Annotated in this window: 20 protein-coding genes and 1 tRNA gene; 9 read left to right on the plus strand and 12 right to left on the minus strand. The window is 54.3% G+C overall.

The window, feature by feature from the left end; genetic code table 11:
- Positions 1–42: 42 nt before the first annotated feature.
- Complete coding sequence (locus AC2FIZ_RS19460) at positions 43–1,077, minus strand: glycosyltransferase family 4 protein (RefSeq protein WP_496791489.1); 1,035 nt, start codon at positions 1,075–1,077, stop codon at positions 43–45.
- Positions 1,078–1,100: 23 nt separating this feature from the next.
- Entirely contained in the window at positions 1,101–2,273 is a 1,173-nt protein-coding gene (locus tag AC2FIZ_RS19465) for an MFS transporter (protein ID WP_281973864.1), read from the minus strand.
- Positions 2,274–2,414: 141 nt separating this feature from the next.
- Between AC2FIZ_RS19465 and AC2FIZ_RS19470 the strand changes: the two genes are divergently transcribed.
- Positions 2,415–3,557: a DUF3095 domain-containing protein gene (locus AC2FIZ_RS19470; RefSeq protein WP_496791490.1), complete on the plus strand. Its 1,143-nt coding sequence runs from the start codon at positions 2,415–2,417 to the stop codon at positions 3,555–3,557.
- Here AC2FIZ_RS19470 and AC2FIZ_RS19475 read toward each other — a convergent pair.
- Positions 3,554–4,321 carry an HpcH/HpaI aldolase family protein gene (locus AC2FIZ_RS19475; protein WP_496791492.1) on the minus strand — a complete coding sequence of 256 codons (768 nt, stop codon included), beginning with the start codon at positions 4,319–4,321 and terminating at the stop codon, positions 3,554–3,556. The genes AC2FIZ_RS19470 and AC2FIZ_RS19475 overlap by 4 nt on opposite strands.
- Before the next feature lie 9 nt (positions 4,322–4,330).
- Positions 4,331–5,743: a pyridoxal phosphate-dependent decarboxylase family protein gene (locus tag AC2FIZ_RS19480; RefSeq protein WP_271952609.1), complete on the minus strand. Its 1,413-nt coding sequence runs from the start codon at positions 5,741–5,743 to the stop codon at positions 4,331–4,333.
- A 228-nt stretch (positions 5,744–5,971) separates the two neighbouring features.
- Here AC2FIZ_RS19480 and hpaR point away from each other — a divergent pair, with 228 nt between their 5' ends.
- Both hpaR and AC2FIZ_RS19490 read left to right on the plus strand, forming a co-directional pair.
- Positions 5,972–6,424 carry a homoprotocatechuate degradation operon regulator HpaR gene (gene hpaR, locus AC2FIZ_RS19485; protein WP_142637561.1) on the plus strand — a complete coding sequence of 151 codons (453 nt, stop codon included), beginning with the start codon at positions 5,972–5,974 and terminating at the stop codon, positions 6,422–6,424.
- 616 nt (positions 6,425–7,040) lie between these two features.
- Positions 7,041–7,739: a fumarylacetoacetate hydrolase family protein gene (locus AC2FIZ_RS19490; RefSeq protein WP_281973881.1), complete on the plus strand. Its 699-nt coding sequence runs from the start codon at positions 7,041–7,043 to the stop codon at positions 7,737–7,739.
- Here the strand turns inward: AC2FIZ_RS19490 and AC2FIZ_RS19495 are convergent.
- Positions 7,732–8,946: a winged helix-turn-helix domain-containing protein gene (locus AC2FIZ_RS19495; RefSeq protein ID WP_271952604.1), complete on the minus strand. Its 1,215-nt coding sequence runs from the start codon at positions 8,944–8,946 to the stop codon at positions 7,732–7,734. The genes AC2FIZ_RS19490 and AC2FIZ_RS19495 overlap by 8 nt on opposite strands.
- A gap of 3 nt (positions 8,947–8,949) precedes the next feature.
- Complete coding sequence (locus AC2FIZ_RS19500) at positions 8,950–9,975, minus strand: LacI family DNA-binding transcriptional regulator (RefSeq protein ID WP_142637565.1); 1,026 nt, start codon at positions 9,973–9,975, stop codon at positions 8,950–8,952.
- Between the two features lie 115 nt (positions 9,976–10,090).
- Here AC2FIZ_RS19500 and AC2FIZ_RS19505 point away from each other — a divergent pair.
- From AC2FIZ_RS19505 to AC2FIZ_RS19525, 5 genes are all read left to right on the plus strand, one after another.
- Positions 10,091–10,167 (plus strand) — tRNA-Arg (locus AC2FIZ_RS19505).
- Between the two features lie 212 nt (positions 10,168–10,379).
- Complete coding sequence (locus AC2FIZ_RS19510) at positions 10,380–11,180, plus strand: hypothetical protein (RefSeq protein ID WP_496791493.1); 801 nt, start codon at positions 10,380–10,382, stop codon at positions 11,178–11,180.
- Positions 11,177–11,647, plus strand: coding sequence for a plasmid mobilization protein (locus tag AC2FIZ_RS19515; RefSeq protein ID WP_245604566.1), 471 nt, complete (start codon positions 11,177–11,179; stop codon positions 11,645–11,647). Before AC2FIZ_RS19510 ends, AC2FIZ_RS19515 begins: the two co-directional genes overlap by 4 nt.
- A complete protein-coding gene (locus tag AC2FIZ_RS19520; protein WP_496791495.1) occupies positions 11,644–13,212 on the plus strand; it encodes a relaxase family protein in 1,569 nt (522 codons plus the stop codon). The genes AC2FIZ_RS19515 and AC2FIZ_RS19520 overlap by 4 nt, the downstream gene beginning before the upstream one ends.
- A 29-nt stretch (positions 13,213–13,241) precedes the next feature.
- The gene (locus AC2FIZ_RS19525; RefSeq protein ID WP_025059168.1) at positions 13,242–13,544 is read left to right on the plus strand and encodes a hypothetical protein; all 303 of its coding nucleotides are present in this window, start codon (positions 13,242–13,244) and stop codon (positions 13,542–13,544) included.
- Here AC2FIZ_RS19525 and AC2FIZ_RS19530 read toward each other — a convergent pair.
- From AC2FIZ_RS19530 to AC2FIZ_RS19555, 6 genes are all read right to left on the minus strand, one after another.
- Positions 13,537–15,546 (minus strand): DUF2075 domain-containing protein, encoded by a 2,010-nt coding sequence (locus AC2FIZ_RS19530; RefSeq protein WP_496791496.1) that lies wholly within the window; start codon positions 15,544–15,546, stop codon positions 13,537–13,539. The two genes, AC2FIZ_RS19525 and AC2FIZ_RS19530, sit on opposite strands and share 8 nt — an antisense overlap.
- Positions 15,534–16,730, minus strand: coding sequence for a phosphorylase family protein (locus AC2FIZ_RS19535; RefSeq protein ID WP_496791497.1), 1,197 nt, complete (start codon positions 16,728–16,730; stop codon positions 15,534–15,536). Before AC2FIZ_RS19535 ends, AC2FIZ_RS19530 begins: the two co-directional genes overlap by 13 nt.
- Complete coding sequence (locus AC2FIZ_RS19540) at positions 16,727–17,173, minus strand: response regulator (RefSeq protein WP_025059171.1); 447 nt, start codon at positions 17,171–17,173, stop codon at positions 16,727–16,729. The genes AC2FIZ_RS19535 and AC2FIZ_RS19540 overlap by 4 nt, the downstream gene beginning before the upstream one ends.
- Entirely contained in the window at positions 17,170–20,127 is a 2,958-nt protein-coding gene (locus tag AC2FIZ_RS19545; protein WP_496791499.1) for a hypothetical protein, read from the minus strand. Before AC2FIZ_RS19545 ends, AC2FIZ_RS19540 begins: the two co-directional genes overlap by 4 nt.
- 53 nt (positions 20,128–20,180) lie before the next feature.
- Positions 20,181–21,266 carry an SH3 domain-containing protein gene (locus AC2FIZ_RS19550; protein WP_496791500.1) on the minus strand — a complete coding sequence of 362 codons (1,086 nt, stop codon included), beginning with the start codon at positions 21,264–21,266 and terminating at the stop codon, positions 20,181–20,183.
- A gap of 330 nt (positions 21,267–21,596) precedes the next feature.
- Complete coding sequence (locus AC2FIZ_RS19555; RefSeq protein WP_025059175.1) at positions 21,597–22,019, minus strand: helix-turn-helix domain-containing protein; 423 nt, start codon at positions 22,017–22,019, stop codon at positions 21,597–21,599.
- Between the two features lie 365 nt (positions 22,020–22,384).
- Between AC2FIZ_RS19555 and AC2FIZ_RS19560 the strand changes: the two genes are divergently transcribed.
- Complete coding sequence (locus AC2FIZ_RS19560; RefSeq protein WP_496791501.1) at positions 22,385–23,479, plus strand: tyrosine-type recombinase/integrase; 1,095 nt, start codon at positions 22,385–22,387, stop codon at positions 23,477–23,479.
- Positions 23,480–23,848: the final 369 nt, after the last annotated feature.

Raw genomic sequence — 23,848 nt, forward strand, 5'->3', positions numbered from 1 at the left:
GATATTTCCCCCAATGACACCGATTTTACGCGGTGCATCGCCTCAGGCGTCGGTTAGAAGCCGTTCATAGAGCGCCACCAAGGTCTTTGCCTCGCCGTAGATGTCGAAATTCTGTTCCACATGGACGCGGGCGGCGCTGCCGGATAGCGCCAGCGACTCGGAGTTCGACAGCATTTCAGCGGCGGCATCAGCCAGGGCGGGAATCTTCCCCGGTTCGACCACATGGCCCAGTGAGGGGTCGGTCACGATCTCTGCAAAGGCACCAACATCGGTTGCCACCACAGGCACGCCGCAGGCCATCGCCTCGAGCGGGGTCAGACCAAAGCCTTCCCAGCGTTGCGGCGCGATGAACAAGTCCAGCACCTGGTACCACTCGGCGATCTGATCCACAGTGACCTCGGGTTTGAATAGGATGCGGTCAGACAGGCCCGCCTTGGCGACCTTGTCTTTCAACTCGGCCAGAAAGCCGGTGTGTTTTTCGGTCGCGCGGCCCATGACGATGCCATGGACGTCTTCGAAACGGCCACAAAGGTCGATCATCGCATCGACGAAAGCATCGGTGCCTTTCTGGTGCCGGATACGGCCATAGCACCCAAGCAGCAGACCACTGGGCAGGCCAAGTTTGCCCCGCAGGGCGGCTTTGTCCGCGGGCGGGGTGAAATTCTGCAGGTTGATGCCATGCATGATGACCTGCGCGTCCCGCTCAAGATATCCGGCGGTTTTGCGCGAGGTGGCAACCACCGCGTCCATCTGGTCGATCAGCCATTTGGTATAGCCCGTATGCGACCGCTGCGAGGCGCTGGTGAATAGCAGTTTCAGGCGCAGACGAAAGACATTGCGCAGGAACAGGCCCAACAGCATCTCGGTATTGCGGCGCGCATGCCAGACGCGCGTGGTCTTGCGCGACAGAAAGGGCAGGCGGCCCAGCGGGATATGGGGCAGGTCGGCTGGAAGGCCCGGTCCGGTGGCGGCGATGTCGATCCATTGCACCTGCAAAGGCACCAGCCGCGCAATCGTCGCGGTCACGCCGGACAGCCTGCGTTTGAGGTTGGGTGCGATGACAACAGGGTCGGACATGGGCTCTCCCGATGGTTCCAGCGTCAGTCAACGCTGTCGCGGCTGAATAGGTAAATCACGCATCCAATGGCAAGCGTGACTGCAAAAAAGCCGAATATCGCTGTGTAGGGCGCGGTTGGACTGATGTCCACTGTCGCGGCATGGACGCGGCCGGTGACAAATTGCGCCAGTCCCACTCCGCCGATGCCGAACAGATTCAACAGGGTCATGCCACGCCCGACCAGATGCGGCGGCACGAAGGCGCGGCCATGGGCCATGATGACCGGAAAGCTGGCGCCCATGAATCCGATCACCGCCATCAGACTTACTGACACCCAGACCGCCATGTCGATCCACAGGCACAACAGCCCCAGCGCCGCCGCGCCCAAGGCATTGCCGCCAAAGATCACCCATTTCCGTGTTCCCAGCAGCCGGTCCAGTGGCCCATAGGCAAAGGTGCCGGCAATCATAGCCGCCCCCATGACCAGCGTCGCGGTTCCGATCTGCGTAGTGCTGAGGGCGAAAACGTCGTTCAGATATGGACCCGCCCACAGGCCTCGTGTCGCAGCCGCGGGGGCGTAGGCCACCAGCATCAGCGGCAGGATGGCCCACAGGGCAGGTTCTTTCAGCAGGTCCAGCACTGACCCGCGATGCTCGGTCTCAACCGGTTTGGGGTCGTGAACGCTGATCCAGATGCCCGTTGCGATAATGGCCGAGACGATGGCCAGTGTAGCCATTGTGGCGCGCCAGCCCATCAGTTCGACCGCAAGTGCTGTGGGGTAGGAGGCCACAAGATTGCCGACCGACCCAACGCCCAGCATGATGGCTGCTAGCGTGGCAAAGCGGGCGGGCGGGTATTCGCGGGCAAAGATGTAATAGGATGCCATCAGAACGGGCGAGCACCCGACTCCGATCAGCCCCATCGCGATTGCGATATGAAACGGGGTGCTGGCCACTGCAAACAACGCAGCGCCGCCCGCGCCACCTGCCAGCAACAAAACCGCAGCCGTCAAACGCGGCCCGATCCGGTCCAGCGCCCAACCCACTGGCAGTTGCATGGCGGCAAAAACCAGAAACCAAAGCCCCGAGGCAAAGGCCAGATCTTCGGGCCTTGCCCCGATGTCACGCCCCAGATCGACGCTGAGAACGGCAAGAAAGGCGCGAAAAAATTGGCTGAGCACATAGCCCAGACACAGAACCACCAGTCCGGTTTTCATGAGACGCCTCTTTCGCCCAACCCGCCAGCAAATGCTTGGCATGTCCCCGTGATATGTACAAGCGCGTGTGCTATGATGTTTTCAGCGGACATCGAACAAATTTGGGCTATCTGAAGGTCTATTCATATTGTCGAGGAACCAATGAAAGATGCACAGGCCGCATTTTATGACAGCCTTCCGCTGTTGCGGGATTTTAACAATCTGACCGATCCTGAACGCTTTACCGCGGTGCCGACGGAATGGGTTCTTGGTGTCGCAGATGTCGTGGATTCCTCCGGTCAGATAGAGCGGGGACGATACAAGGCCGTGAACATGGTTGGGGCCGCGGTGATCTCGGCCATGATCAATGCGCTTCGCGGGCAAGAATTTCCCTATGTCTTTGGGGGTGATGGTGCCGGGTTCGCCGTACCGGCAAGCGCGGCAGAGGCAGCACGTAGCGTTCTGGCCGATTTGCGGCGCTGGGCAGAAGAAGAGTTCTCGATCGCGTTGCGTGGGGCCGTCGTGCCCGTCGCCGAAATCCGGCAGGCGGGCAAGGATCTTCGGGTTGCGCGTTACGCGCCATCCGAGGGGGTGGATTATGCAATGTTCTCGGGCGGTGGTCTGGCCTGGGCCGAGGCCGAGATGAAAGCAGGCCGGTTTGAGGTTCCGTACGCAGCCCCTGGTGCGCTGCCGGATTTGACCGGGCTGTCCTGCCGCTGGTCCAACAGCAAGGCGCAGAATGGTCAGATTGTCTCGGTGGTGGTTCAGCCAACTGCCCGCGCTACCGAGACCGATTTCGCCGACCTGTCAAGGGCTGTTCTAGTGGCCGCTGAAGGATTGGACCGGTCCGGCCACCCGATGCCGGAAAGCGGCCCTCCGATCCGCTGGCCTCCGCCTGGTTTGGCGCTGGACGCCCATGTGTCCCGTGCGGGTCGCAATCTTTTGCTGCAGAAAATCAAGCTGTTGGCGCAGAATTTGATGATCGGGCTGCTGTTCAAATCCGGCAAGCGATTGGGGAATTTTGAGCCGGAACACTATAAGCGCACGGTCAGCCGCAATGCGGATTTCCGCAAATTCGATGACGGGCTGAAAATGACCCTGGATTGTGACCCGGCCACCCTGAACCAGATTCAGACCGTTCTTGAACAGGCCCGGAAACAGGGCAGGATCCGATACGGGCTGCACGCGCAGGATGAGGCGATGATGACCTGCTTTGTCCCCTCAGCCACCCGTGACGATCACGTCCATTTCGTCGATGGTGCCTCGGGCGGGTATGCTCAGGCGGCCTCGGCGATGCGGGCTTAGGCCTTCCACCTTGTGGCCAGGGCACGCGCCGCCTGTGTCAGCAGCATCACGTCGATCCCCACCGCTTGGAACTGGGCGCCCATGTCCTTATAGGCCTGCGATGCCTCATCCGTGACACCAAGAATGCCCGGGGCTTTGCCTGCTGCAACGATGCGCTTCATCGCGTCGGCGATCACCGCCTGGACTTCGGGCGCGGCGCTGTTTCCCTGAAAACCCATGTCAGTGGACAGGTCAGACGGACCGATAAACACGCCATCCACGCCTTCTACCTGTGCAATGGCATCCAATGCGGCGATACCGGCGCGGTTTTCCACCTGTAACAGCAGACATATCTGATCGTCTGCGGTCTGAATGTAGTCCTGAACCGTTCCATATTGCGTTGCGCGTGAGGCCATCGCGCCGACGCCTCGCACACCTTGGGGCGGATAGTGGCAGGCACGTACCAGATCGCGCGCCTGTTCGGCACTTTCCACCATCGGTACCAGGATTGTCTGAGCACCTGCGTCCAGTACCATCTTGATCAATGCGGTGTCGCCCACCGGGATTCGCACGACGGGATGTGTCGGACTGGCGGCCAGCGCGATCAGCTGATCCCGGATGGACCGGATATCATTCGGCGCGTGCTCACCGTCGATCACCAGCCAGTCGAATCCGGCAGTGCCCATGATCTCGGCTGTTACCGCCTCAGCAAAGCTGGACCAACACCCAATCAGATGGTCGCCGTTTTTCAGGGCTTGTTTGAACGTGTTGACGGATGCGGACATGTGGAACCTCTAGTTTAGCGAGCGGGCGATTTCAGTGATCACGTCAAATGCCATTTGGACGTCTGCATGCGTGGTTTCAAACTGACCGGCCTGAAAGCGGATCACCAAGTCGCCATCAACGCGGGTTTGAGTCAAGTAAATGCGGCCATCATCATTGATCGCATTGACCAGCCGTAGGTTCAGATCGTCCAGATCGGTTGATCCAGGGGGGGCATAGCGGAATGTCCACAATGACCACATAGGGTTAGTGGTGATTTCGAAATCGGATTCAGCTTTCAGCCGGTCATGCAGAGCCACTGACCATGTTATATGATTGCGCAACCTTTCACGTAGCCCTTCCAGACCATAGGCGCGGATGACGAACCACAGTTTCAGGGCTCGGAACCTGCGGCCCAGCGGTACCGACCATTCAGAATAATTTATGATCCCGTCCTTGCCGTGGGTCTTCAGGAATTCCGGGCTGATCGCGAGTGTCCGTACCAGATCATCGGGGTCCTTCAGAAAATGGGCGCAGCAATCGAACTGAACACCCAGCCATTTATGCGGGTTGAACACGATGCTGTCGGCTTGCTCGACTCCCTCCCAGTAATGGCGGTATTCGGGGCATATCATGGCCGAGCCAGCCCAAGCTGCATCGACATGCGAATATAGCCCGTATTTTTGCGCAATCTTCAGACATTCCTCTACCGGATCGGCCGCGCCGGTTCCGGTGCCGCCGACGCAGAGGATCACGCCGGTTGGTTGATAACCAGAGTCTAAATCGGCTTGGATTGCTGTTTCCAGCGCCTGTGGGTCCATCCCGCGCCAGTCGCCTTGTATGGGCACCCGCACCAGATTTTCCTGCCCGATCCCCGCAACCCATATGGCACGATCAACCGAGGTATGGACCTCGGCCGAGCAATATACGCGCAGCGGTTTCTGTCCGAACAACCCTTGTTGGTTGCCCTGCCAATTCAGCGCCTTTTCCCGCATGGTCAGCACAGCGGCCAGGGTCGCGGACGAGGCGGAATCCTGAATGACACCTGCAAAGCCCGTGGGCAGATCCAGGGCCTGCCGCAACCAATCCATCATCCGCGTCTCCATCTCGGTCGCGGCGGGGGATGTCTGCCACAACATGCATTGCGGAGCGATGGCGCTGGTTAGAAACTCGGCCAGAACCGACGGGGCCGAGGCGTTTGCATTAAAATAGGCAAAAAAGCGAGGATGTTGCCAATGGGTAATCCCAGGCATCACGATCTGTTCGAAATCGTGAAAGATTTCCTCCATCGCCTGGGAGCGCTCGGGAGGGCGCGCGGGTAAGGCGTTAAGAATATCACCGGGTTCCGTTCTGGCCCGAACCGGATTGTCGCCGACAGTCAGATGGTAATCCTGTGCCCACTCAGCAATCTTGGCGCCCCAATCCGAGAATTCATCCCAGTTCATTTTATCTTCCAATCTTCTCTGAACACCGCTTTCGATCCTGTGCCAGTGATGAATATCCGGGTTGAAACGTCAACGCCCTTTGCAGGAATCCAGTGGTCTGAGATTTTTCTGAACATGTTTCCGCAGAGAGAAATGGAATAATTTAGGCTCTAATAAGCGATAAATGCCTGGAATTCCAAACACGGAAAGGTCAGTTGAAGAATGAACCGAATTCGGCCAGAATTTAACATGGCTCATGAAATTCCATTGACGTCCCGGTCTTTGCCTATTGCGCTGCTGCGCGCGAGGGAACGGGTTATGGGGCCTATCCGTAGAATGCTTGTAGAGGCGGGCGTAACCGAGCAGCAATGGCGGGTTCTGCGGGTGCTGGAAGAGGAAGGCCCGCAAGAGCCCACCCATATTGCTGACCGTGCCTGTCTGCTTTTGCCCAGCCTGACCCGCATTCTGCAAAAGCTTGAGGCCAAGGGCCTTGTCGTGCGGAAAAGCCATCCGGTCGACAAGCGCAGGCAGATAGTTGAGATCACGGTCAAAGGGGCAGGGATTATCCGGGATAACATCGACTATACGTTGCTTTTGGCTGAAGAAATCCGCAACACGCTGGGACCAGAGCGGCATGAGGCGTTGCTGGATCTTCTCAACGATCTGCACCAGTTGAAATTACAATCAGATTCTCGGGACTAACAGTGTGTGGGCCCCGCCAGAGGGCCTTTGTGACCTCTCTGGCGGAGTGGCCAGGCCCGAGTGGACCATGTGCCTGGCCTACAGCCGGATACGAGGGGTGTTCAAACGATCCGGCAACGTTTCAGAGAACATCAGACCCCGAAAATCGGGGTTTCTCAGGCGCAAACTTACCCAGGGGGATGGGTGTTTAGCCGTGGTCCTCTGAATACTCGCACCCGGATTTTAGCGATTTCTGCCGTCCACGCGGGTGTCTTCGCAAGAAGGCGAAGGATTGGTGGTCCGCCGCCTTTGTGAGTGGTGACGTCTCAGTGCTGAACGCTTTCTGTTAGCAACAAGCTAGCGCGATACAGCGGTTTTCCAAGGTTTAACGGCTAAAAACTGAATGAGCTGTCGCAGTGTTTTCAGCCGCATGTTGAAAGTAAGCCCAGCGCCATAAGTAGCCATGTCTGCGAATTTTGAAACACGCGCAGGCTTACCGGTTCGATTTGGGCAAGCCTGTGCCGAATCATCCCCGAATTGTCGGCAAAAACCGGCGTGCGGGTTTCCAAGGATTGCGACTTGCTCTGGTTTATGCCCTTTAATATCCACTTTAACTAACCTGTGTTATGGCGGCATGATGATGGGTAGCCTGTTCTCTATTCCTGATCCGATCGCTTTGCCGGTTACCGGCGAGGACGACACATACCCGGTTGGGCGAATCTTTTGTGTGGGCAGGAACTATGCCGCACATGCGGCTGAAATGGGACATGAGGTCGACCGTGAGGCCCCTTTCTATTTCACCAAGGCCGCTGCAAACGCGGTCCTGTCTGGGGTGACGACGGCTTATCCTCCGGGGACCGAAAATTTCCACCATGAGATGGAGCTGGCTGTTGCAATCGGAAAGCCGGTTTTTCAGGCTGATACTTCTCAGGTGCAGGAAGCGGTGTTTGGCTTTGGCTGCGCCCTGGACATGACCCGACGTGATCTGCAAATTCGCGAGCGCAACAAACAGCGCCCTTGGGATCTTGGAAAAGATTTCGAGAATGCAGCCGTATTTGCCCCTCTGACCCGCGTGAGCGATTGGCAACCCGACCCGCAAAAACGCATCATTTTGCGCGTTAATGGCGAAACCCGGCAGGACGCAACCTTGGATGAGCTGATCTGGTCGATTGACGAGATCATAAGTCACTTGTCCGGCTATTATCATCTGCGACCAGGGGATTTGATCCTGACCGGAACGCCGGCCGGTGTAGGGCCGGTTCATCCCGGAGATTCACTCGAGGGTGAGATTGACGGGTTGCAGCCGGTCAAATTGATTATATCAGACCCTAAATAGGGTCTTTTTGCCAATTCTCGGCAAATTCTATGTCATCCAACCCGGCAAAGCGACGAACCCGGTCCAGTTCGGCCTGTAGGCGGCGCGTGCGGGCATCTGACCACCGTACTGTACGTTCTGGCCACAGGGCGCTGACCCGCAGCACCGACTGATCGCGATGGGCCTTCATGTCGATCCGGCCAATCAGCCGGTCGCCTTCGAGAAGCGGGAAAACATAATAGCCATAGGTGCGTTTAGGGGCAGGAACAAAAACCTCGATCCGGTAGTGAAACCCAAACAGCCGCTGCGCGCGATCACGGTCCCGCAGCATGGGGTCAAACGGGCTCAGCACTCTGATCCGACCCGGCGCTGGGGGGATCTGCGCGGCTTGTTCAGCAACATCCGGGCGTGCAAACAGTTTCCTGACCTGACCATTGGCACATTCGATCTCGATCTCTTCGACATGGCCCTCGGTCAAGGCGGTTTTGCACCAGCTTCGGGCTTCTGCGGTGCTGACCGTATCCCAAAACGCCGCCAATTCGCCCGAGGTCGCAAACCCCAGCCGGTCAAGTGCCGCATGGCACAGCCAATCCAAGGTATGTTCGGCGTCACACGGCATGTTGCCGGGGCAAAGATGCGTCTCGATCACCCGCTCGGTCAGGTCATAGCGTTTCTGGAACCCTTGCCTGCCGATCACGGTCAGCGCGCCCGAGCGCCACAGGAACTCCAGCGCGGTTTTCGACGGGTGCCAATCCCACCATCCGCCGGAGCCTTTCTTTTCGTCTTTTCCCACATCCGACGAGGAAACTGGCCCATGATCGCGTATATGCTGCAATACGGTTTCAAATTGCTGCTCGAACCCATCGCGACGCCAGTTTTTCCAGCGCGATTTCAGCAGGTCAGCGTCGCGCTGAAACCGCAAGTGCCAATGGGGGTAGAACTCCATCGGAATGACTGCGGCATCATGGGTCCAGTGTTCGAACAGCCCACGGTCACGTTCATACACATGCTTGAGGTTTTTGGCGCGATACGCGGGCCTGCGCGAAAACAGGATCATGTCATGGGCGCGGGCGACCGTGTTGATACTGTCCAGCTGAACAAATCCCAGACGCCTGATCAATTCAAGCAGGTCAGGCCCTTTCGCAGCCCCGGACGGCTGTTCTGCCAGCGCGTGCCGGTCCATGAACAGGGCGCGGGCCGCCCGATTGTTCAGCCTTTGCATCGCCATGGGTCAGCGGCGTTTCAGCGTATCGCCATAACTGATCTTGGGGGTCAGAGTTATGCGGTTTTCGACCTCGGAAGTGGGATCGGAAAGCTGAACGGCGATTATCTCGGCTGCCTTGCGCCCAATCTCGTGTCGACATGCATCCATTGTGGCCAGCTTGCGCGGCAGACCCTGTAACAGTTCGACATTGTTGAACCCTGCCAAACCGATCTGGCCTGGAATGTCTATCCCCTGGTCCAACAGATACAGCAACCCGCCAGCACCAATCATGTCGTTGGAATAATACAGGAAATCCAGATCCGGTGAGCGTTCCAACATGGCTTGAGTCATCTCGCGGCCTTTGGCCAAGGCCGAGCCCCCGGAATAAAACTCGCGGTCTTCGATCTCGATCCCATGCTTGCCCAGCACTTCGGTAAAGCCTTCGAACCGTTTCCGAGCGCGGTGATCCAGGGGCATTTTGGTGCCCATAAAGCCGATATGTTCATAGCCCGCTTTCAGGATCGCCTGTGCCATCTCACGTCCAGCGCGGCGATGGGAAATCCCGACCATCGCGTCCACCGGCTTACCATCGGTGTCCATGATCTCGACCACCGGAATCCCCGCCGAATCCAGCATGGCGCGTGCGGCATCGGTATGTTCCAATCCGGCGATGATCACGCCCGAAGGCCGCCACGAGAGCATCTCGTACAGGACTTTTTCCTCTTTTTCGGGCAAATAATCGGTGACGCCGACCACTGGCTGTAGCTCGGTATCCTCAAGAATCTGATTGATGCCGGTCAGCACCTCGGGGAACACCATGTTCGACAGCGACGGGATGATCACTGCCACAAGGTTCACCCGGCTTGAGGCAAGTGCACCAGCGATTTTGTTCGGCACGTATCCCAGCTCTTTTGCTGCGGCCAGAACGCGTGTGCGGGTCGCATCCGACACGTCACCCCGATTGCGCAGAACCCGGCTGACCGTCATCTCAGACACTCCGGACGCTTCAGAAACATCACGAAGGGTGAGTGGGCGTTTGTTTTCTGTGGTCACGGGGTGCACCTGCGTTGTTGTTTTGTCCGATGGTAGCGTGAACAGGACGCATTTTACAACTGCCCTTCAAAGCCGATGACAACCCGAAAAAACCACGCTACAGAGAGTTTTGCGCGGCCCCGTGGCTCAACTGGATAGAGCAGCCCCCTCCTAAGGGGCAGGTTGCAGGTTCGAATCCTGCCGGGGTCGCCAAAAACACCTGAAAAATATGGCTTATTTTCAGTACGTTGTGCGGAAGCTTGCAGAAAGGCCCGTGAGCTTTCAGGCCGAAATCAGCTGAAACGGCCAATTTCTCGTACAAAACCTGTACAAAATTCGCACGTTTGTGCGTATTTCGGGGGGCAATCATGAGCCGCCATAGCTTTGACCCCGAAATCGCCGGGCGTGTCGGTCTCAATGCAGCGGTGATTTTTCAGAACATCACCTTCTGGATCGAGAAGAACCAAGCCAATCGCCGCAACCTTCGAGACGGGCGGTATTGGACCTACAATTCGATCTCGGCCTTTGGTGAGTTGTTCCCCTATCTGAGCGAAAAGCAGATCCGCACAGCGCTTGAAAAACTGGTCAGCGCGGAGCTGATCATCAAGGGCAATTTCAGCGATGATCGTTATGATCGGACCTGTTGGTATGCCTTGGGCAACTCCATTTGCCCAAATGGGCAAATCGATCCGACCGAAAGGGAAGATGATGCATTTGCCCCTGAGGGCAAGCCATCTGCCCCAGAGGGCAAATCCTATAAGAACAGATATAAACCATATCAAAAACCAAATCCTTCGCACGCGAAGGCGGCGGTGGAGGATGAAGTTTCTAAAAAGATTTTGTCCGCTTATCCGGAGGATCGGATTCGCAGCAAAGCGGTTTGTCTCTCGCAAATCCGCCAAGCGCTGGCCAACGGAGTGGATGCCAAAGACCTTGAGGACGCCGTGCGGGCCTATGCGACCGAGAGTGAAGGTTTCACCCGCTCCAAGGTGTGCTTCTCCGACAATTGGTTCTCCTCTGGCCGTTGGTTGAAATACCTTCAGGAGGTTGAGGAGGCGCGAGAAGCGGGCAGAGCCAAAGAGGCTGAATTGCTGAAAGGTTTGGCCGACTGGGTCACGAACCGCCATCCATTATGCCGCCATATCACGCCCGGCCAAGTAACCGCTTTGCTGGCCGCAAACCTGGTCAGCCCTGCTGAAATCGAGGCGGCGGGGCTCCGATCATGAATGCAACTGGTCCCGCCAAAGAGCAGAGAGCAAGGTTACCCACCGATTACATCGGCGGGACTTGTGAGGGGCGGCCAGCCTCCCCTTCAAACCCCAACCAGACGCACGCAAGCGGCGTCAAAGAGGGCCTTTCCGAGAGCGTGATCTTTCGATGCAGCCCGTCGGAAAAGGCCGCGCTTGTGGCCAAAGCGCACGCCGCTGGTCTGCCCAATGCCACGTTGATGCGCGAGGCCTTGGGGCTGACTGAGGCACGTCGGCGCAAGCCCGTCCCCCGAGTTGACCCGAAGCTGACCTTTGCGATTGCCCGTGTCGGCGGCAACCTCAACCAGCTCTCCCGCTGGATCAACGGCGCGGTCAAATCTGGTCGTGCAAGCCAGATCGATGCGCTCAAGGTCGCGACGCAGCTAGTGGTCATCGAACGGCAGTTAGCGCAGATCGTGGCGGCACACGCAGGCGGTGACGCTTGATCATCTCGTTCTTCTCCACTGGCACCGGCGGCGGTACGGCCCCCGTTGACTACCTGACCGCGCGCGAAGTTCTGGCCTATGACGAGAACCGTAATCTGATCCGCGACGACAACGGCCAGCCGCAAACCAAGATCCGCGACCCGCTGCCCGAGGTGCTGCACGGAAACCCAAACCAGACCCGCGACCTGATCGATGCAAGCCCCAACAAGTGGAGCTACACGGCAGGCGTCATCAGCTTTGCCGACAGCGATGATCCCAGTCCCGACGCACAGCAAGAGGCCATTGAGCTATTTGAGGCTCTGGCCTTTGCTGGGCTGGACAGGGATCAATACGACTGCCTTTGGGTGCGCCATACGCACGAGGGCAACGTCGAACTGCACTTCTGCGCGCCACGCCTTGAGCTGAGCACGGGCAAGGCGTTGAACATCGCACCGCCAGGGCATGAGAACGCCTTTGCCAGCCTGCGCGATCTTTTGAACAAGACGCACGGTTGGGCAGACCCTTTAGATCCAGAACGCGCCCGCGAAGTGAGGGCGACGATTGAAGCGCCGACGCGGGCGCAAGGTCGCGAAGCGCTTCACGACTGGATCCTGGATCAGATCAGCATCGGCATCATCACTGACCGTGCCAGCATGAGCCACGCACTGACTGACGCGGGATTCGAGATCCCCCGTGCCAGCAAGAATTACATCACTGCCCAAGACCCCGACACCGGCGAGCGCTGGCGATTGAAAGGAGAGATTTTCCATGACGACTGGCAAGCCGAACCGCCTCGCCGAGAAATTGAACGCGGACCTGGAGGCGATCCGGAGCGACCACGCCGCCTTGATGGCATCTCAACTGGAGAGCTTCAGGAGCGATTTCAGCAAAATTGCGACCAGCGCGCTGCATACAATCGAGACAGATATCAGGTTCTTTCTGAGCGACAGCAAGAGCGAGTTGGAGAGGCGCAGCGAGACGATCAGGCGTTGGCTGACGATCTCGCCCTGGGTGATCGTGGGAATGATCTCAGCCTGGGTCGTGACGGTGCTGCTGGCGAGTTGGTTCTGGATGGGTTTGATCACGCGCTCGGAATTGAAGGAGCTGGGTCTGACGCGGATCGAACAGGGCGGTCAGATATGGGTGACGCTGGACCCCGACCGGACCGAGTTGAAGACCTGCACGATGGCGGGTACGCCCATCAGCTGCATCGAGATCAAGGAGCCTTAGATGACCATTCCACCGACAACACCCCTGACAGCATTGGAGCGCGAATTGCTCGCATCCGTCGAACGGTTGGTGACGGCCTGCGAGAGCTCAGCCAAGGAATTGCACGCCTTGGAGAAACGCTCGACCAGCAGGATCGAATTCAAGGTGAATGGCTTGGCGCATTGCGTGGCGCTATTGATGAAATCACATCTCACGTCCGTCACCACATTGGCCGCCTTGCTGCGCGAGGAGCAGAATTACGACACGCTTCAGGCGGGATTAGAGACCAGCTGGAAACTAGCGAAAGACGCCGAGAAACGGCTGAACGAGAGCTAGACGGGAGAGACAGTCACCGCAGCTCCGGTCACTCGCTTTGACGAGTTTCCAAGCCGCAGAAAGGCAACACATGCAGTTCGAACACATTCAATTCACGCTCGGTTTCCGCCAAGCCTTAGATCACGGCATCGACTATCGCGACTATCAAAAAGTCGATCGCTTGCCCGAAGGCATCCCGCTAATGGCCATCGCAGGTGTCTGGGGCGACTACAGCGACATACGCTGTCTGTTCATTGATCCGGATGGTCAAACCTACCGCCGCCACATTTCAGGCCGTGCCGGCCGGTACGTGATCCGTGAGCTAGATTTGAACGCAAAGGAGTTACAGGTCGGGCAGGTGCTTGTCGTACTTAAAGACTGTCGTTCTACTTGAGTTCAGGAATTCCACACCCACGCAAGAAATCATAGGTTTGATCATAAAAAGCCGGTGGGCGAGTTGGATCCTTAGCATCGCCATTCGGGACAAAAATGATCATGCCTTGGCGGGCTCTTGTCAGAAGAACCCGGTAGGCATTGAGCAAATACACCTGCCGCGTAGAAGACTTTACAGACTGCCACTTGCTTCCTTTGAATGCATTGAATTGCCAGGAGCCATCCACCATTCTGAGATCTGCATCCCAGCACATGCCTGCCCAATCCAGCTCAAGGCCTTGGATGTCAAATTCTGTTGCGACATCTTCCAAATAGTAAGAGGATCTCACGTCTTGGCTGTCGTTCAGGAACCAGCTTTTGGGATCAATCGCAGACTTGATATGTATCCCTTCGGGGCGCAGACGATGGGCGCCTGAAGATGCCACCAGGCCTGTCCGCTCACTCCCGCGCGCCATGCCGTTCAACCAATTCTTGGCAGAGGCAAGGTCACGCGTAAGGAGTATCGGGTACCTGTCGCCCAAGCTAGCCAGAGCCTCAGAGGCCGACGATACATCGCCATCCAATACAGATGACACAAAAGAAGAAAGTTTTTCCGCGCGAAATGATCGCATCGAAACCGACAAATGGAGATCTTCGTGCTTTGAAATCTTCGGCGAGCGCAGAAGCTCTACAGCATCCTGAGAAACCGTATAGTGTGGATCGTCCAAGAGGGTCGACGCGTGCACTTCCCAATCAGAGAAGCGGTTCTCGACCGCTCGCAACCATTCTCCAAGCCCCGCTTCGCCAGTATTGATCTCCTGGCCACCACCGATAAGGCAAACAATCGTGCACCATTCGGAGTGACGATCCATGACTCCAATCAAGAATTCCGGCTCAGATAGATCGAAGTTTGCCAACCCCCGCTTTTGCTGCATGAATTTTGAGGCTTGATCTGTTGTCCATGCGCGTTGGGCCTCGTCAAAGACGACCACATGCTCAAACGGTTCGCCTGGATCGTTTAGGTAGTGGTCTCTGAAGTGGTGAATATTCTGAACAAAAAGGCTTACTTCCCGCTCAGCATCCTTCTTTGAGATTTTTTCACCGCTGACCTTTCCTTGCTCTACCTTGTCCCGAGCCAATGCTTCTCGGAGAACGGTGACTAAAGGACCGTTGCCAGATAGGAAAACTGCGTTTTCGTTCTCATGCCTTTCAGCACGACTTGCCGCGATGTTGAGCCCTGCGAGCGTTTTGCCGGCGCCCGGTACACCAGTTACGAAGCAAATTGATTTCTTGTGTTCTCGTTTGGAAGTTTCGACGATTTCCGCGATGCGGTCAGAGGTCGCCTTCAGGTTCTTAGCGCTCGCATCTGAACGGGAAATTTCGGTGACATCGTGCGATTTGTAGAGAGCCTGTGCGGCCTCGATTATGGTCGGTGTCGGTTTGTATCCGGATGCCTCCCAACTGGGTGATGAAACAGATTGCTCACGCGGTATGCCAGAAGCTTGAGCGAGAAGGTCGTCGAGGCCTGACCGTCCTATGCAGATTGGAGCTGCTACCCCATCTAGGCCAAGGTCCAGAACGAATTCGCTTTTGTCAGATTTCGTGGCAATCAAAACAGGAATGATTGTGGAGGCGTGGCTACCTTCATGAAAGTTCTTTAGGTCCAAGGCATAGTCATGAACTTGTTCGATGGCATGCCGATCGAAGGTCGACGAGCCAACTTTGAATTCAATAACAAAGACGATACCTCCTGTAACGAGAATGCAATCGGCGCGCTTGCCCATGCGAGGTATGATGAACTCGAAGAACAACATTCCTGGCGAAGTAGGAGGCAGAGAGCCCTTGAGATATTGGATTTGCTCGATCCAGGCATTGCGTTGCAAATGTTCTAGGTCATGCCGATTGTGAGCAGTCAAGATTCCCAGAACTGAGGAACCATTTTCACAGCAGAACGCTGCAAATTTTTCTTGGTAGTAAGCTTTTTCCAAGGCGCGCTCTGTTTCTGATTGTTCTAGGAATTCCAAAGGCACCCGATGTGTATCGTATTGCCAGACGACATTGTGCAGATATCCGGCAACACGCTTACCACATATTGAGCAGATGCTATTGATGCAATGCTATGAACGTCATCATCTTTATCTGCGTCGGCGAAATCGACAACTGATTTCGCAGCAAAGGCTTTGGGTTTAACACGGCTGTAGCTGCATGCAGCAAGGAAGGCTGCTATTTCCATTTCGACTCCGACTACCTTGCGCTGCTGCGCCTCAATACGCGCAATTTCCTTTGTGCTTGCAACTACCACAGAGCCAGATGCGACCGGTCCGAAAACGATTTTTGGAGAGTAGTTCTGGGTCGAATTCTCTCCATTGGCGAGGAGATTGAAAGTCGTTGGGCGCGTCTTCTGTACGTGCTTTAGTCGACCAATTACATCCGGATCCACATTTTCCAAATTAATCTCTTGCTTGAAGCCTTCGTCAGTCATCTTGCCTACCTGATGGTCCCACGCCATGGTGGCGACGACGATGTCCGCCAAATTGCATTCATCTTTAAGGCCGGCACATATTCCAGACATAGCGACTACTTTTGGCTGAAATGCCTCTAGCACTCTGGATGTGTACAGGGCGGACTGTGTAACACCCATCTGTGGAAAGACAAAAATCGCCCCCTTCTGATCCCCGACTTGAATTGGCCGCCACCTCAGGGCACCTAAATCAGATTTCCATGGTTTAAGCGTGGCATCAGTTGCTTCGAAAGCGTCGGCTTCTTTTTCGAGAGCACAACAAATTGCAAAATCGAGCATCGAGACATCGGATAGGCCGTTTACGATTTTTAAGAGCTGGGGTTTCCATGCGGAATCTGAGTGTCCATGCATCAGGACAGGTACTGAGCACTCATTGAAGCACAGCAGCGTATCATACTCTGGTGATGTCATTGCCGTTAAGGCTACAGCAAAGGACTCTTGATTGAGTGTACCCAAGCGCTCTTGCATAAGTTCGTTGGAAACATCAATCGCGTCCTCACCGGACCACCGGGGTAGAAGGATGTCCAAGATAATCAGATCAAACTTTTGAGAATTGATCACCTTGCAATACTCATGAACACTTCCAGCACAGTGAAACTCAATTGAACACCAGTCAAAGTTATCGGTGATAACCGAGCGAATTTCTTCAAATTTTTCAATCGAATCTTCGACAATAAGTATCTTCATCTGGCGGCTAAAACCCTTCTAAGTTCTTCTGACCAAGTCATGTCTTCCAGGTCAAAAAATAGACATGTGTCGACTTCAATTTCGAATGCGTCAATCAAGTATTTTCTTACTTCAGAAATCGGCACCATCCGGTTTTCCAGCTCAATCTCAGGATATTGAGTAACAATAATGGTCGGCATTTTCTTTGCCTGATACTGCACCTCAAAGAGAACTTCGATGCCCCCAGACAATCGAGGTATGCCCAAGCCTTCAGCTAGTTCCAAGTCATGAGAGGGGAGCGACATATCTAAGACTAGGAGGTCGTGATCTCGCTCTGAAACGGCTTTGACGGCTGCTTTTACACTTTTGCAGATCTCGATTTTTATGTCATCGCGTACGTCAGTTACAAGCCGTTGTAGTGCGTTCAACTTGAACTCATCGTCTTCAACTATCAGTATATTCAACGTATCAAATCCAGCGTCATCGTCACATGAAACCCATCCTCGGCGGCATCTATGGACACTTCAGATACTTCATTCCAATCCCTCTCTAGTCGTTTTATCTTACGCAACCCACTCTTGCCCTCCTCGACGTAAGCGAGGTCCAAAGCATCCAAGCGGCAGAGATTTACCTGCTCATTCACTGTCGATGCGTCCTCTTGTTCTTTGTACTCGGAAGAAATTTTCAGCACGAGTTGCGTGACCATGGCATCCTGAAAAGCAGCACTAACGTCGATGCTTACGTTTCCTCCGGGCTTCCCATGTTCTGCTGCATTCTTTAGGGTCACAAACAGGAAGTCGTACACTATGTGGTAGGAGGATCCGGTCAACTCTATTCTTGTTTGGCTCTCATCAGTAGTTGCACCTTCGTAGCTGTTAAACTCTTCACTTACTTCGCTTTGAACCACTCGAAGAAGCGTGGGTAAATCCACACTAGGAACAGTAATTCGCGGCCGGTTGAACCATGATGCAATAAGACCAAACTTCTCGTCGAGTTTTGCGTTCATATGCTTAATAAACTCAACATGGTTGGGGCCGAGTCCAGCCTTCGCGGGCTCAGGTATAGACACAATCCGCCTGGTTGCCTTGCAAGACGCAATAACTTGTTGCGCATTTTGCAGGTCCGTAGTGGCTATTTGCCAGCAGGTTTCGCTTATTATACGTATAAAATACTCTGGGTCTTCGTAGTCTTCAAAGGCATCCAGGATCGAATTGGCGCCTGCTTTTAGGTATCCGAATTTTCGCCCCTCAGTAATCTCTGGGTTTATCATTCCCTTAGTTTTTTGCTGAGACCTAATATGAAAGTAATCTGATCCAATTTTTTTGATGTATCTTTCGAAGTCGTCTTTCCATTGGTCGAAATACTCCCTGCATGGTTCGGTGCGAAAGAATTGTGGAAAGCGCTCATCGACTGAACGTTCAAAGTCTTGCAATAGCGTCCCTCTAAGTGTTCCATGCCGGATGCGCCGCCCAAGAAAGGACGCAATCCCAAAGATGCGATTTTCACAAAACTCCCTATAGCATTCCCCAAGTATTTTCATGAATTCGGACTCATTGCCCTGGGAGCTGTTAATCGTTGAAATATTGAGGCTCTCAAGAGTATCTTTCTGCAGGGCGCCAGAACGAATTAGTGTCAACATCCGTTCGAGTTGATGGTCCTTAAGCCAATTTCCAAACCTGGTTAAGTCGACATATATACGCGAGTCATCAAGCTCTTCTCGTGCTTTAGAAATTTTTGCAGACAACCTTAGGCTATCGGCGAGATCTTGGAACCGCCGGTCTCCGTAGTGTTTGTACATTAGTTCGTGAAGTTTCGCACGGCATTCAACTGCCTGGGAGGACTCGTCGAACAAATGATAAAATTGTAATAAAAACTCATCTGTTGAGACTTGATATAGATAGATACCAACCTGAGGCGCTTGCTCATGTACGTCTTCAATGAAGCTGACATAGTCAGAAGCAAAGTTTTCACGCACATAGTCTTGCAAAACACGCCTCAATCGAAACTCATCCCGAGTGTTTTGTGGATCGACAGCAAGTAGGCAAAGAGGAATTATCTGAAACAATTGGTCGCCGGAAGCTCGAGCTTGATCGTAAAGTTGGTTCAACACTCTCTTGGAAATTACTCGATCCGCAAATGTAGTTTCGTTCATCAAACATAGTATTTCGTCTGCGCCAGTACTTTCTGGCAGGGGTTGCCTAGCGAAGAATATCGCCATCGCTAGCGTTCGTTCGAGCGTGCTCAGGCTGCCTGACGCCTGGCCTACTAGTAGTGTCCCTTTAGTCGTTTCCTTACAAGTTAAGCCTTGCCACGAAATTGCCTGCCCGTAACGTTCTTCTCTCAGCATACCAACAAACGAGGGTTCACTAGATGTTTCCGGTTTGTATGCGAAATAGAAGTCTCCGACAGCGCGCAATTTGACGTGACTTTGACACTCAAGAAACGCTGAAAGGTGGCGATAGCTTGATATATCAGTTTTTTCCCCTTCTTCGTCCGTGTCGGCGTAAAAGGGTTGCAAAGTTTCTTGATTGACCAAGTCGCAAAACATTACGTCCCGAACTTCATCATCAAGATCCGACCAAATCCTTGATAGCTCAGGCCAAATTTTGAGATCGGTCTGTGTTTCGATGTGAAGTGAGAGAAAGTGAAGAGCGTCTACAAGCGAATAGTTTGAAAAAGCCTCTAAGGTTTCGCTAAATTCTCTTTCGCTGTAGCAAATTGGTCTAACAGTGAATTTTGAAATAGCCTTTCTAAAACTGCTCCGCTCACTTTGACCTGAAATATTCATGATGTTCGAAACCACACCCAAATACTGCCTTTTTCGGTTGTAGGCATCTAGAAGGCTTGGTCTGATCACATCGCGCTTTGAAAATTCGAGTCTATCAATCAGTGATTTGAACTCTTCGGATCGATCCTTCTCATTGGTCGTGGACGCGATAAATGCCGCTTTCCGCAGCAAAATATGGGAGAACCCAAACTCATCTAGGTACTCCGTCATATTGGCTAGTATTTGGGTGTGGTTGTGGTCGGCGATTGCGCGATTGATATCTTTTAGCTTCTTAAAGGATCGAACAACTTTTGATGCGTTTCGATTTCCACGGTCAACTATTGTACGTGCACGAACTGTTGGGTTCGTCATTTTAAGTAGAATTGTCTCACGGAACGGGTCTGGTGAGTGCGGAAAATCTCTAGGTATTTGCACATGTGAGTACTGGTTGTTGTATCGAAGTTGAAAATCGGACCAGCGTATGGCTTCCGTATCCTTAGATTTGTAGATCTTTGAAATCACTGAAGGGAAAACGCCTGGGCGATCCTCTTGTATCTTTCGATCCAAAAGACCCCGAAGTAAGTTTTTTGCCTTTTTTGTGGGGGCAATCCCGATACCAATATCACTTTCCATTTTCCGGTCTTTCTTCACGCCCACTGCAGGTATTCCCACTGAAAATTCTTCAATTTCTATCCTTATGCCGATTATCTACACCAATTTCCTGGCCGCGGCGGGCAGCTTGTAGCGCCGCAACGGTAAGGGACAGCTAGGCCTTCACCAATCAGAATTCTTCCCACATCCATCCCATCAACGGAAAGCAAACCACATTGCCTTCCATAGTTGCAATCACGAGTTCCTTCAGTCCCGGGGCGGCAAGCACAAGCCACCCTTTGGAATTGAATAGATCCAGCTTCCTGTAATAGGATTCGCAAACGATTTGTCGCCTGCCGCCCGCGCTGGAGCTCAGCGTTGCATGCAGGAGAGCCGGTTTCTGGGGCATTAAACCCAACCAACCGAACGTTTGCCTGCTGACCTCTTATTGCTACGGTATCGCCGTCAATGACGCGAACTTCAGATGCGCTGACCGTTCTGCTGCTTGGATTATTTGTTGGCGCGGGAACGCGTCTTCCTGATGCAGCTAGGTAGTTGGATGACATCCAGCCCGTCCCGAGTGGAGAGGTGATCTGCGACCAGCCGTTCTGATCGGTGAGAACACGTACTCTTGCGCCCTCTGCCAGCTGGCCCATCACCCGATTGTTGGTTGAAGGGCCTTCACGTTGATTGACGCTGCTCCCGGTTACAATCGCGTATGTCGAACTATCGGCTGGGCGAGTTTGAACGCTGGATGACCCACTATCAAACAATGCGCTTAGCAGGCCCAAAATCCCCATAACGAGGATGACGGGGAAAAACAGCTTTCGTTGGGCTCTACGAATTGCCCGTTTGGGCGCATAGATGATTTGGGCCGGTGACTCAGTCCGTTTCCGAGGCCGAGATCGTTGTTGTACGGTCCTAACGGCTGGCATTTGCGCCGAAGGGTCGTTTGGTTTCCCAACCTGTTGAGGCGTTGCAGCAGTGGATTTGTCGTCGCTCTTTGGGCGTTCCAGCTTCAGAATTTTGTGGAGCTTCGAGTATTGCGCCTTGCTCAGACTGGTCTTGGGCCCATGCCGCAAGAACAGCGCCTCCATGTTTTGAAGGAATGATTGTTCCCAATCATTTACTGAATCTGAGTCTAGCTTGCCCCTAATGCGGGACAGTATGAGTTCTGTACGCTCTTTTGAGAATGGCATCTGAGACGTGCTTTTTACGGATCCTACTGTTCCCCGAGAAGGCGCTCAAAGCGTCGAGAAAGCATACCTAGAATAACGACGGGACCGAGCAAAAGCATGATTGCGATCGAAGCAGCCACCAAAGTGACAGCCTGAAAAACATCGAACAAGAAAAACTCGGAAGGGCCAGTGTAAAAGATTGAGAAGCGAAGAAGCCCGCCGAAATAAATTGAGATAGCAACCAAAAAGGCGGTCTGGATAGACAGCAAAGGGTGGACAATGCTTCTTTGCGTCCGTTCCAACGTAGCACGTCTGACTTGGCGCCAATTTTTGCTCGCATGCTTCACAATCTTAATCCCTTACCAATTCAATCCACGTGTGCACATCATCGTCACTGACTTCACGGCCTTCGACGTGTGACTGATACCAACGAGCTACGATTGCTCCGCGTTTCTCGCTCTTAATTTTGATGTTTTCTTCAGTGAGGTGTTGATCCAGCGAAATCTCGATCCGCTTTAGCGCCTCGAAATCATGCGCAGCTCTGACGGACTTTGTGCCCAAGAGTATCCATGCTGCGTCTACTTCGAACTTGTCGGCAATCGCGACCAAGGCCTCAACAGGAAGGCCGCGCTGGCCTTTTTCGTAGCTGTGATATGCGCGGTGTGAGACGCCGATGGCGTCCGCCATAGCGGTTTGCGTCAAGCCGACTTCGTTGCGCGCGATCGCAAGACGCGCACCCATTGCCGAGAAGACAGCCTTCAAATCCCGCGCCATGCAAGGTTCCCATTGACGTGACTGTCAAATTGCGCGAAACTGCACAATATGACATAAAATTCCAATTAATCCCATCTGACCACGTCAGAAGGTGCAGAACAAGCGATTCCATGCGTGTCGCCGATTCAACTTAAGCGGACAAGGACGACTGAAATGGCAGAGACCAACTATTCAGACAGCTCTCAGATCCTGGGGCTAGGAAAAACGCCCGCGCAGTGGGTCGAAGTTATGGCCGGGATGGGGATCGATATTTCAGAGCGGACGTTACGCGAACGCGCCAATGAGACGGGCGCATTCTATCGCCTTGGGCGAACCATGCTGATCACCCCCGCGCAGATCGACACGATTTTTGAAGGAGGCCAGTCATGCCGCTCCAAATTTACAAGAGGGGCCGTGTCTACTGGGCCAAGGGGTGGATTGAATACAACGGCAGGCCAATCGCCGGCCCATACCGGCGAAGCACTAAGGCATCTACAGAAGAGGGCGCACGGGACTGGATAAACCATGAGACCGAACGGCAAATCCGCCGTTATGTCGTGGGCGACGAACCGAGTAAGACGTTCTCCGATGCAATTATGCTCTACAACGCATCGCCTAAGGCAGCGAAGCAGTTGATCCCGATAGTCGAAGCAATCGGTGACCTGTCGTTAGGTGCGATATCTGGCGCGCTACTGAAAAGCCTTGGGCCGAAGCTGAAACCCAAGGCGTCGACCGATACCTGGTGGCGTGAAATTGTGACGCCAGCGAGTGCTGTGATCAACAATGCCCACGAGCTGGAGGGGACGCCGCTGATCCGCGTGAAGCCCTACGATAAGTTCGAACGGATCGCGCAGGACAAGCGGCGCGGCAAGCTTAGCCGGGTCGAACGCACGCCAGCTGACAAGGAATGGATCGAGGCATTTTGCCGTGCCGCCGATCCATATAACGCCGCTCTGGTCCGCTTCATGTTCGAGACGGCCGCACGGATTGATCAGGCCGTGTCATTGGAGCCGGATGACCTACGGCCGCATGAGAACAAAGTCCGAGTGAAAGCGCAGAAGGGGCATCCAGAGAGTTGGATCACTGTCTCACCGCAGATGATGGACGAGCTTCTCGCACTACCACCCAAACGGCCAAAGAACCGCAAGACCGGCAAGCTGATGAAGGCGCGCGTTTTCGGCTATGGCAGTTCAACTGGCTACAACACACGCTGGAAGACTATCTGCAAGCGCGCGGGCATCCCGTACCTTTCTGCTCACCCAGCAGGACGGCACGGCTTCTTCACGGAGCTTGTTGTCCGTCAGGGCGTCGATCCCGTCACGGCAGCCAAGGCTGGACGCTGGTCAGACCCCAATTTGCCGATGCGCATCTATGCCCACGCGGAGACCGATGAGGCCGACATCAGAGTCCGTTTTCGTACAAACCATGTACAGGATGACGCCGTACAAACACCCAACAGCAAGAAATCACAAAAGGAATAGCGCTATGAACGCATCCCTCCTAAGGGGCAGGTTGCAGGTTCGAATCCTGCCGGGGTCGCCAAGATATCTAATGAAATCATTTATTTTCCATACTTTAGACAATTCACTCGCTTCGAAAGGTGACACATGACTAAAAATTGGTTCGGATGAGCCAATCAAAATATCCATCGCCGAGAATGAATTTCTTTTGGGGCGAGTGCGGCAAAACAAATTACTGGTCCGAAAGTCGACCGGATATTGTCCATTCTTGCTCTGTGACGGGGCCAGCCTCGCGAATTTGTGGCATTCGCCAGCTTAGGTTCTGGACCTATTAATTTGGTTGCCGTCATCCCGCCTGCGTGATTCATACCCGTGAGTTTCAGGGGTATA

It is taken from the genome of Ruegeria sp. CDSB022 (assembly GCF_059611145.1).

Excerpts from the sequence above, each read along its gene's own strand:
- AC2FIZ_RS19460 (WP_496791489.1), bottom strand. The coding sequence starts at position 1,077 with ATGTCCGACCCTGTTGTCATCGCACCCAACCTCAAACGCAGGCTGTCC.
- AC2FIZ_RS19465 (WP_281973864.1), bottom strand. The coding sequence starts at position 2,273 with ATGAAAACCGGACTGGTGGTTCTGTGTCTGGGCTATGTGCTCAGCCAA.
- AC2FIZ_RS19470 (WP_496791490.1), top strand. The coding sequence starts at position 2,415 with ATGAAAGATGCACAGGCCGCATTTTATGACAGCCTTCCGCTGTTGCGG.
- AC2FIZ_RS19475 (WP_496791492.1), bottom strand. The coding sequence starts at position 4,321 with ATGTCCGCATCCGTCAACACGTTCAAACAAGCCCTGAAAAACGGCGAC.
- AC2FIZ_RS19480 (WP_271952609.1), bottom strand. The coding sequence starts at position 5,743 with ATGAACTGGGATGAATTCTCGGATTGGGGCGCCAAGATTGCTGAGTGG.
- hpaR (WP_142637561.1), top strand. The coding sequence starts at position 5,972 with ATGGCTCATGAAATTCCATTGACGTCCCGGTCTTTGCCTATTGCGCTG.
- AC2FIZ_RS19490 (WP_281973881.1), top strand. The coding sequence starts at position 7,041 with ATGATGGGTAGCCTGTTCTCTATTCCTGATCCGATCGCTTTGCCGGTT.
- AC2FIZ_RS19495 (WP_271952604.1), bottom strand. The coding sequence starts at position 8,946 with ATGGCGATGCAAAGGCTGAACAATCGGGCGGCCCGCGCCCTGTTCATG.
- AC2FIZ_RS19515 (WP_245604566.1), top strand. The coding sequence starts at position 11,177 with ATGAATGCAACTGGTCCCGCCAAAGAGCAGAGAGCAAGGTTACCCACC.
- AC2FIZ_RS19525 (WP_025059168.1), top strand. The coding sequence starts at position 13,242 with ATGCAGTTCGAACACATTCAATTCACGCTCGGTTTCCGCCAAGCCTTA.
- AC2FIZ_RS19535 (WP_496791497.1), bottom strand. The coding sequence starts at position 16,730 with ATGAAGATACTTATTGTCGAAGATTCGATTGAAAAATTTGAAGAAATT.
- AC2FIZ_RS19550 (WP_496791500.1), bottom strand. The coding sequence starts at position 21,266 with ATGCCATTCTCAAAAGAGCGTACAGAACTCATACTGTCCCGCATTAGG.
- AC2FIZ_RS19555 (WP_025059175.1), bottom strand. The coding sequence starts at position 22,019 with ATGGCGCGGGATTTGAAGGCTGTCTTCTCGGCAATGGGTGCGCGTCTT.
- AC2FIZ_RS19560 (WP_496791501.1), top strand. The coding sequence starts at position 22,385 with ATGCCGCTCCAAATTTACAAGAGGGGCCGTGTCTACTGGGCCAAGGGG.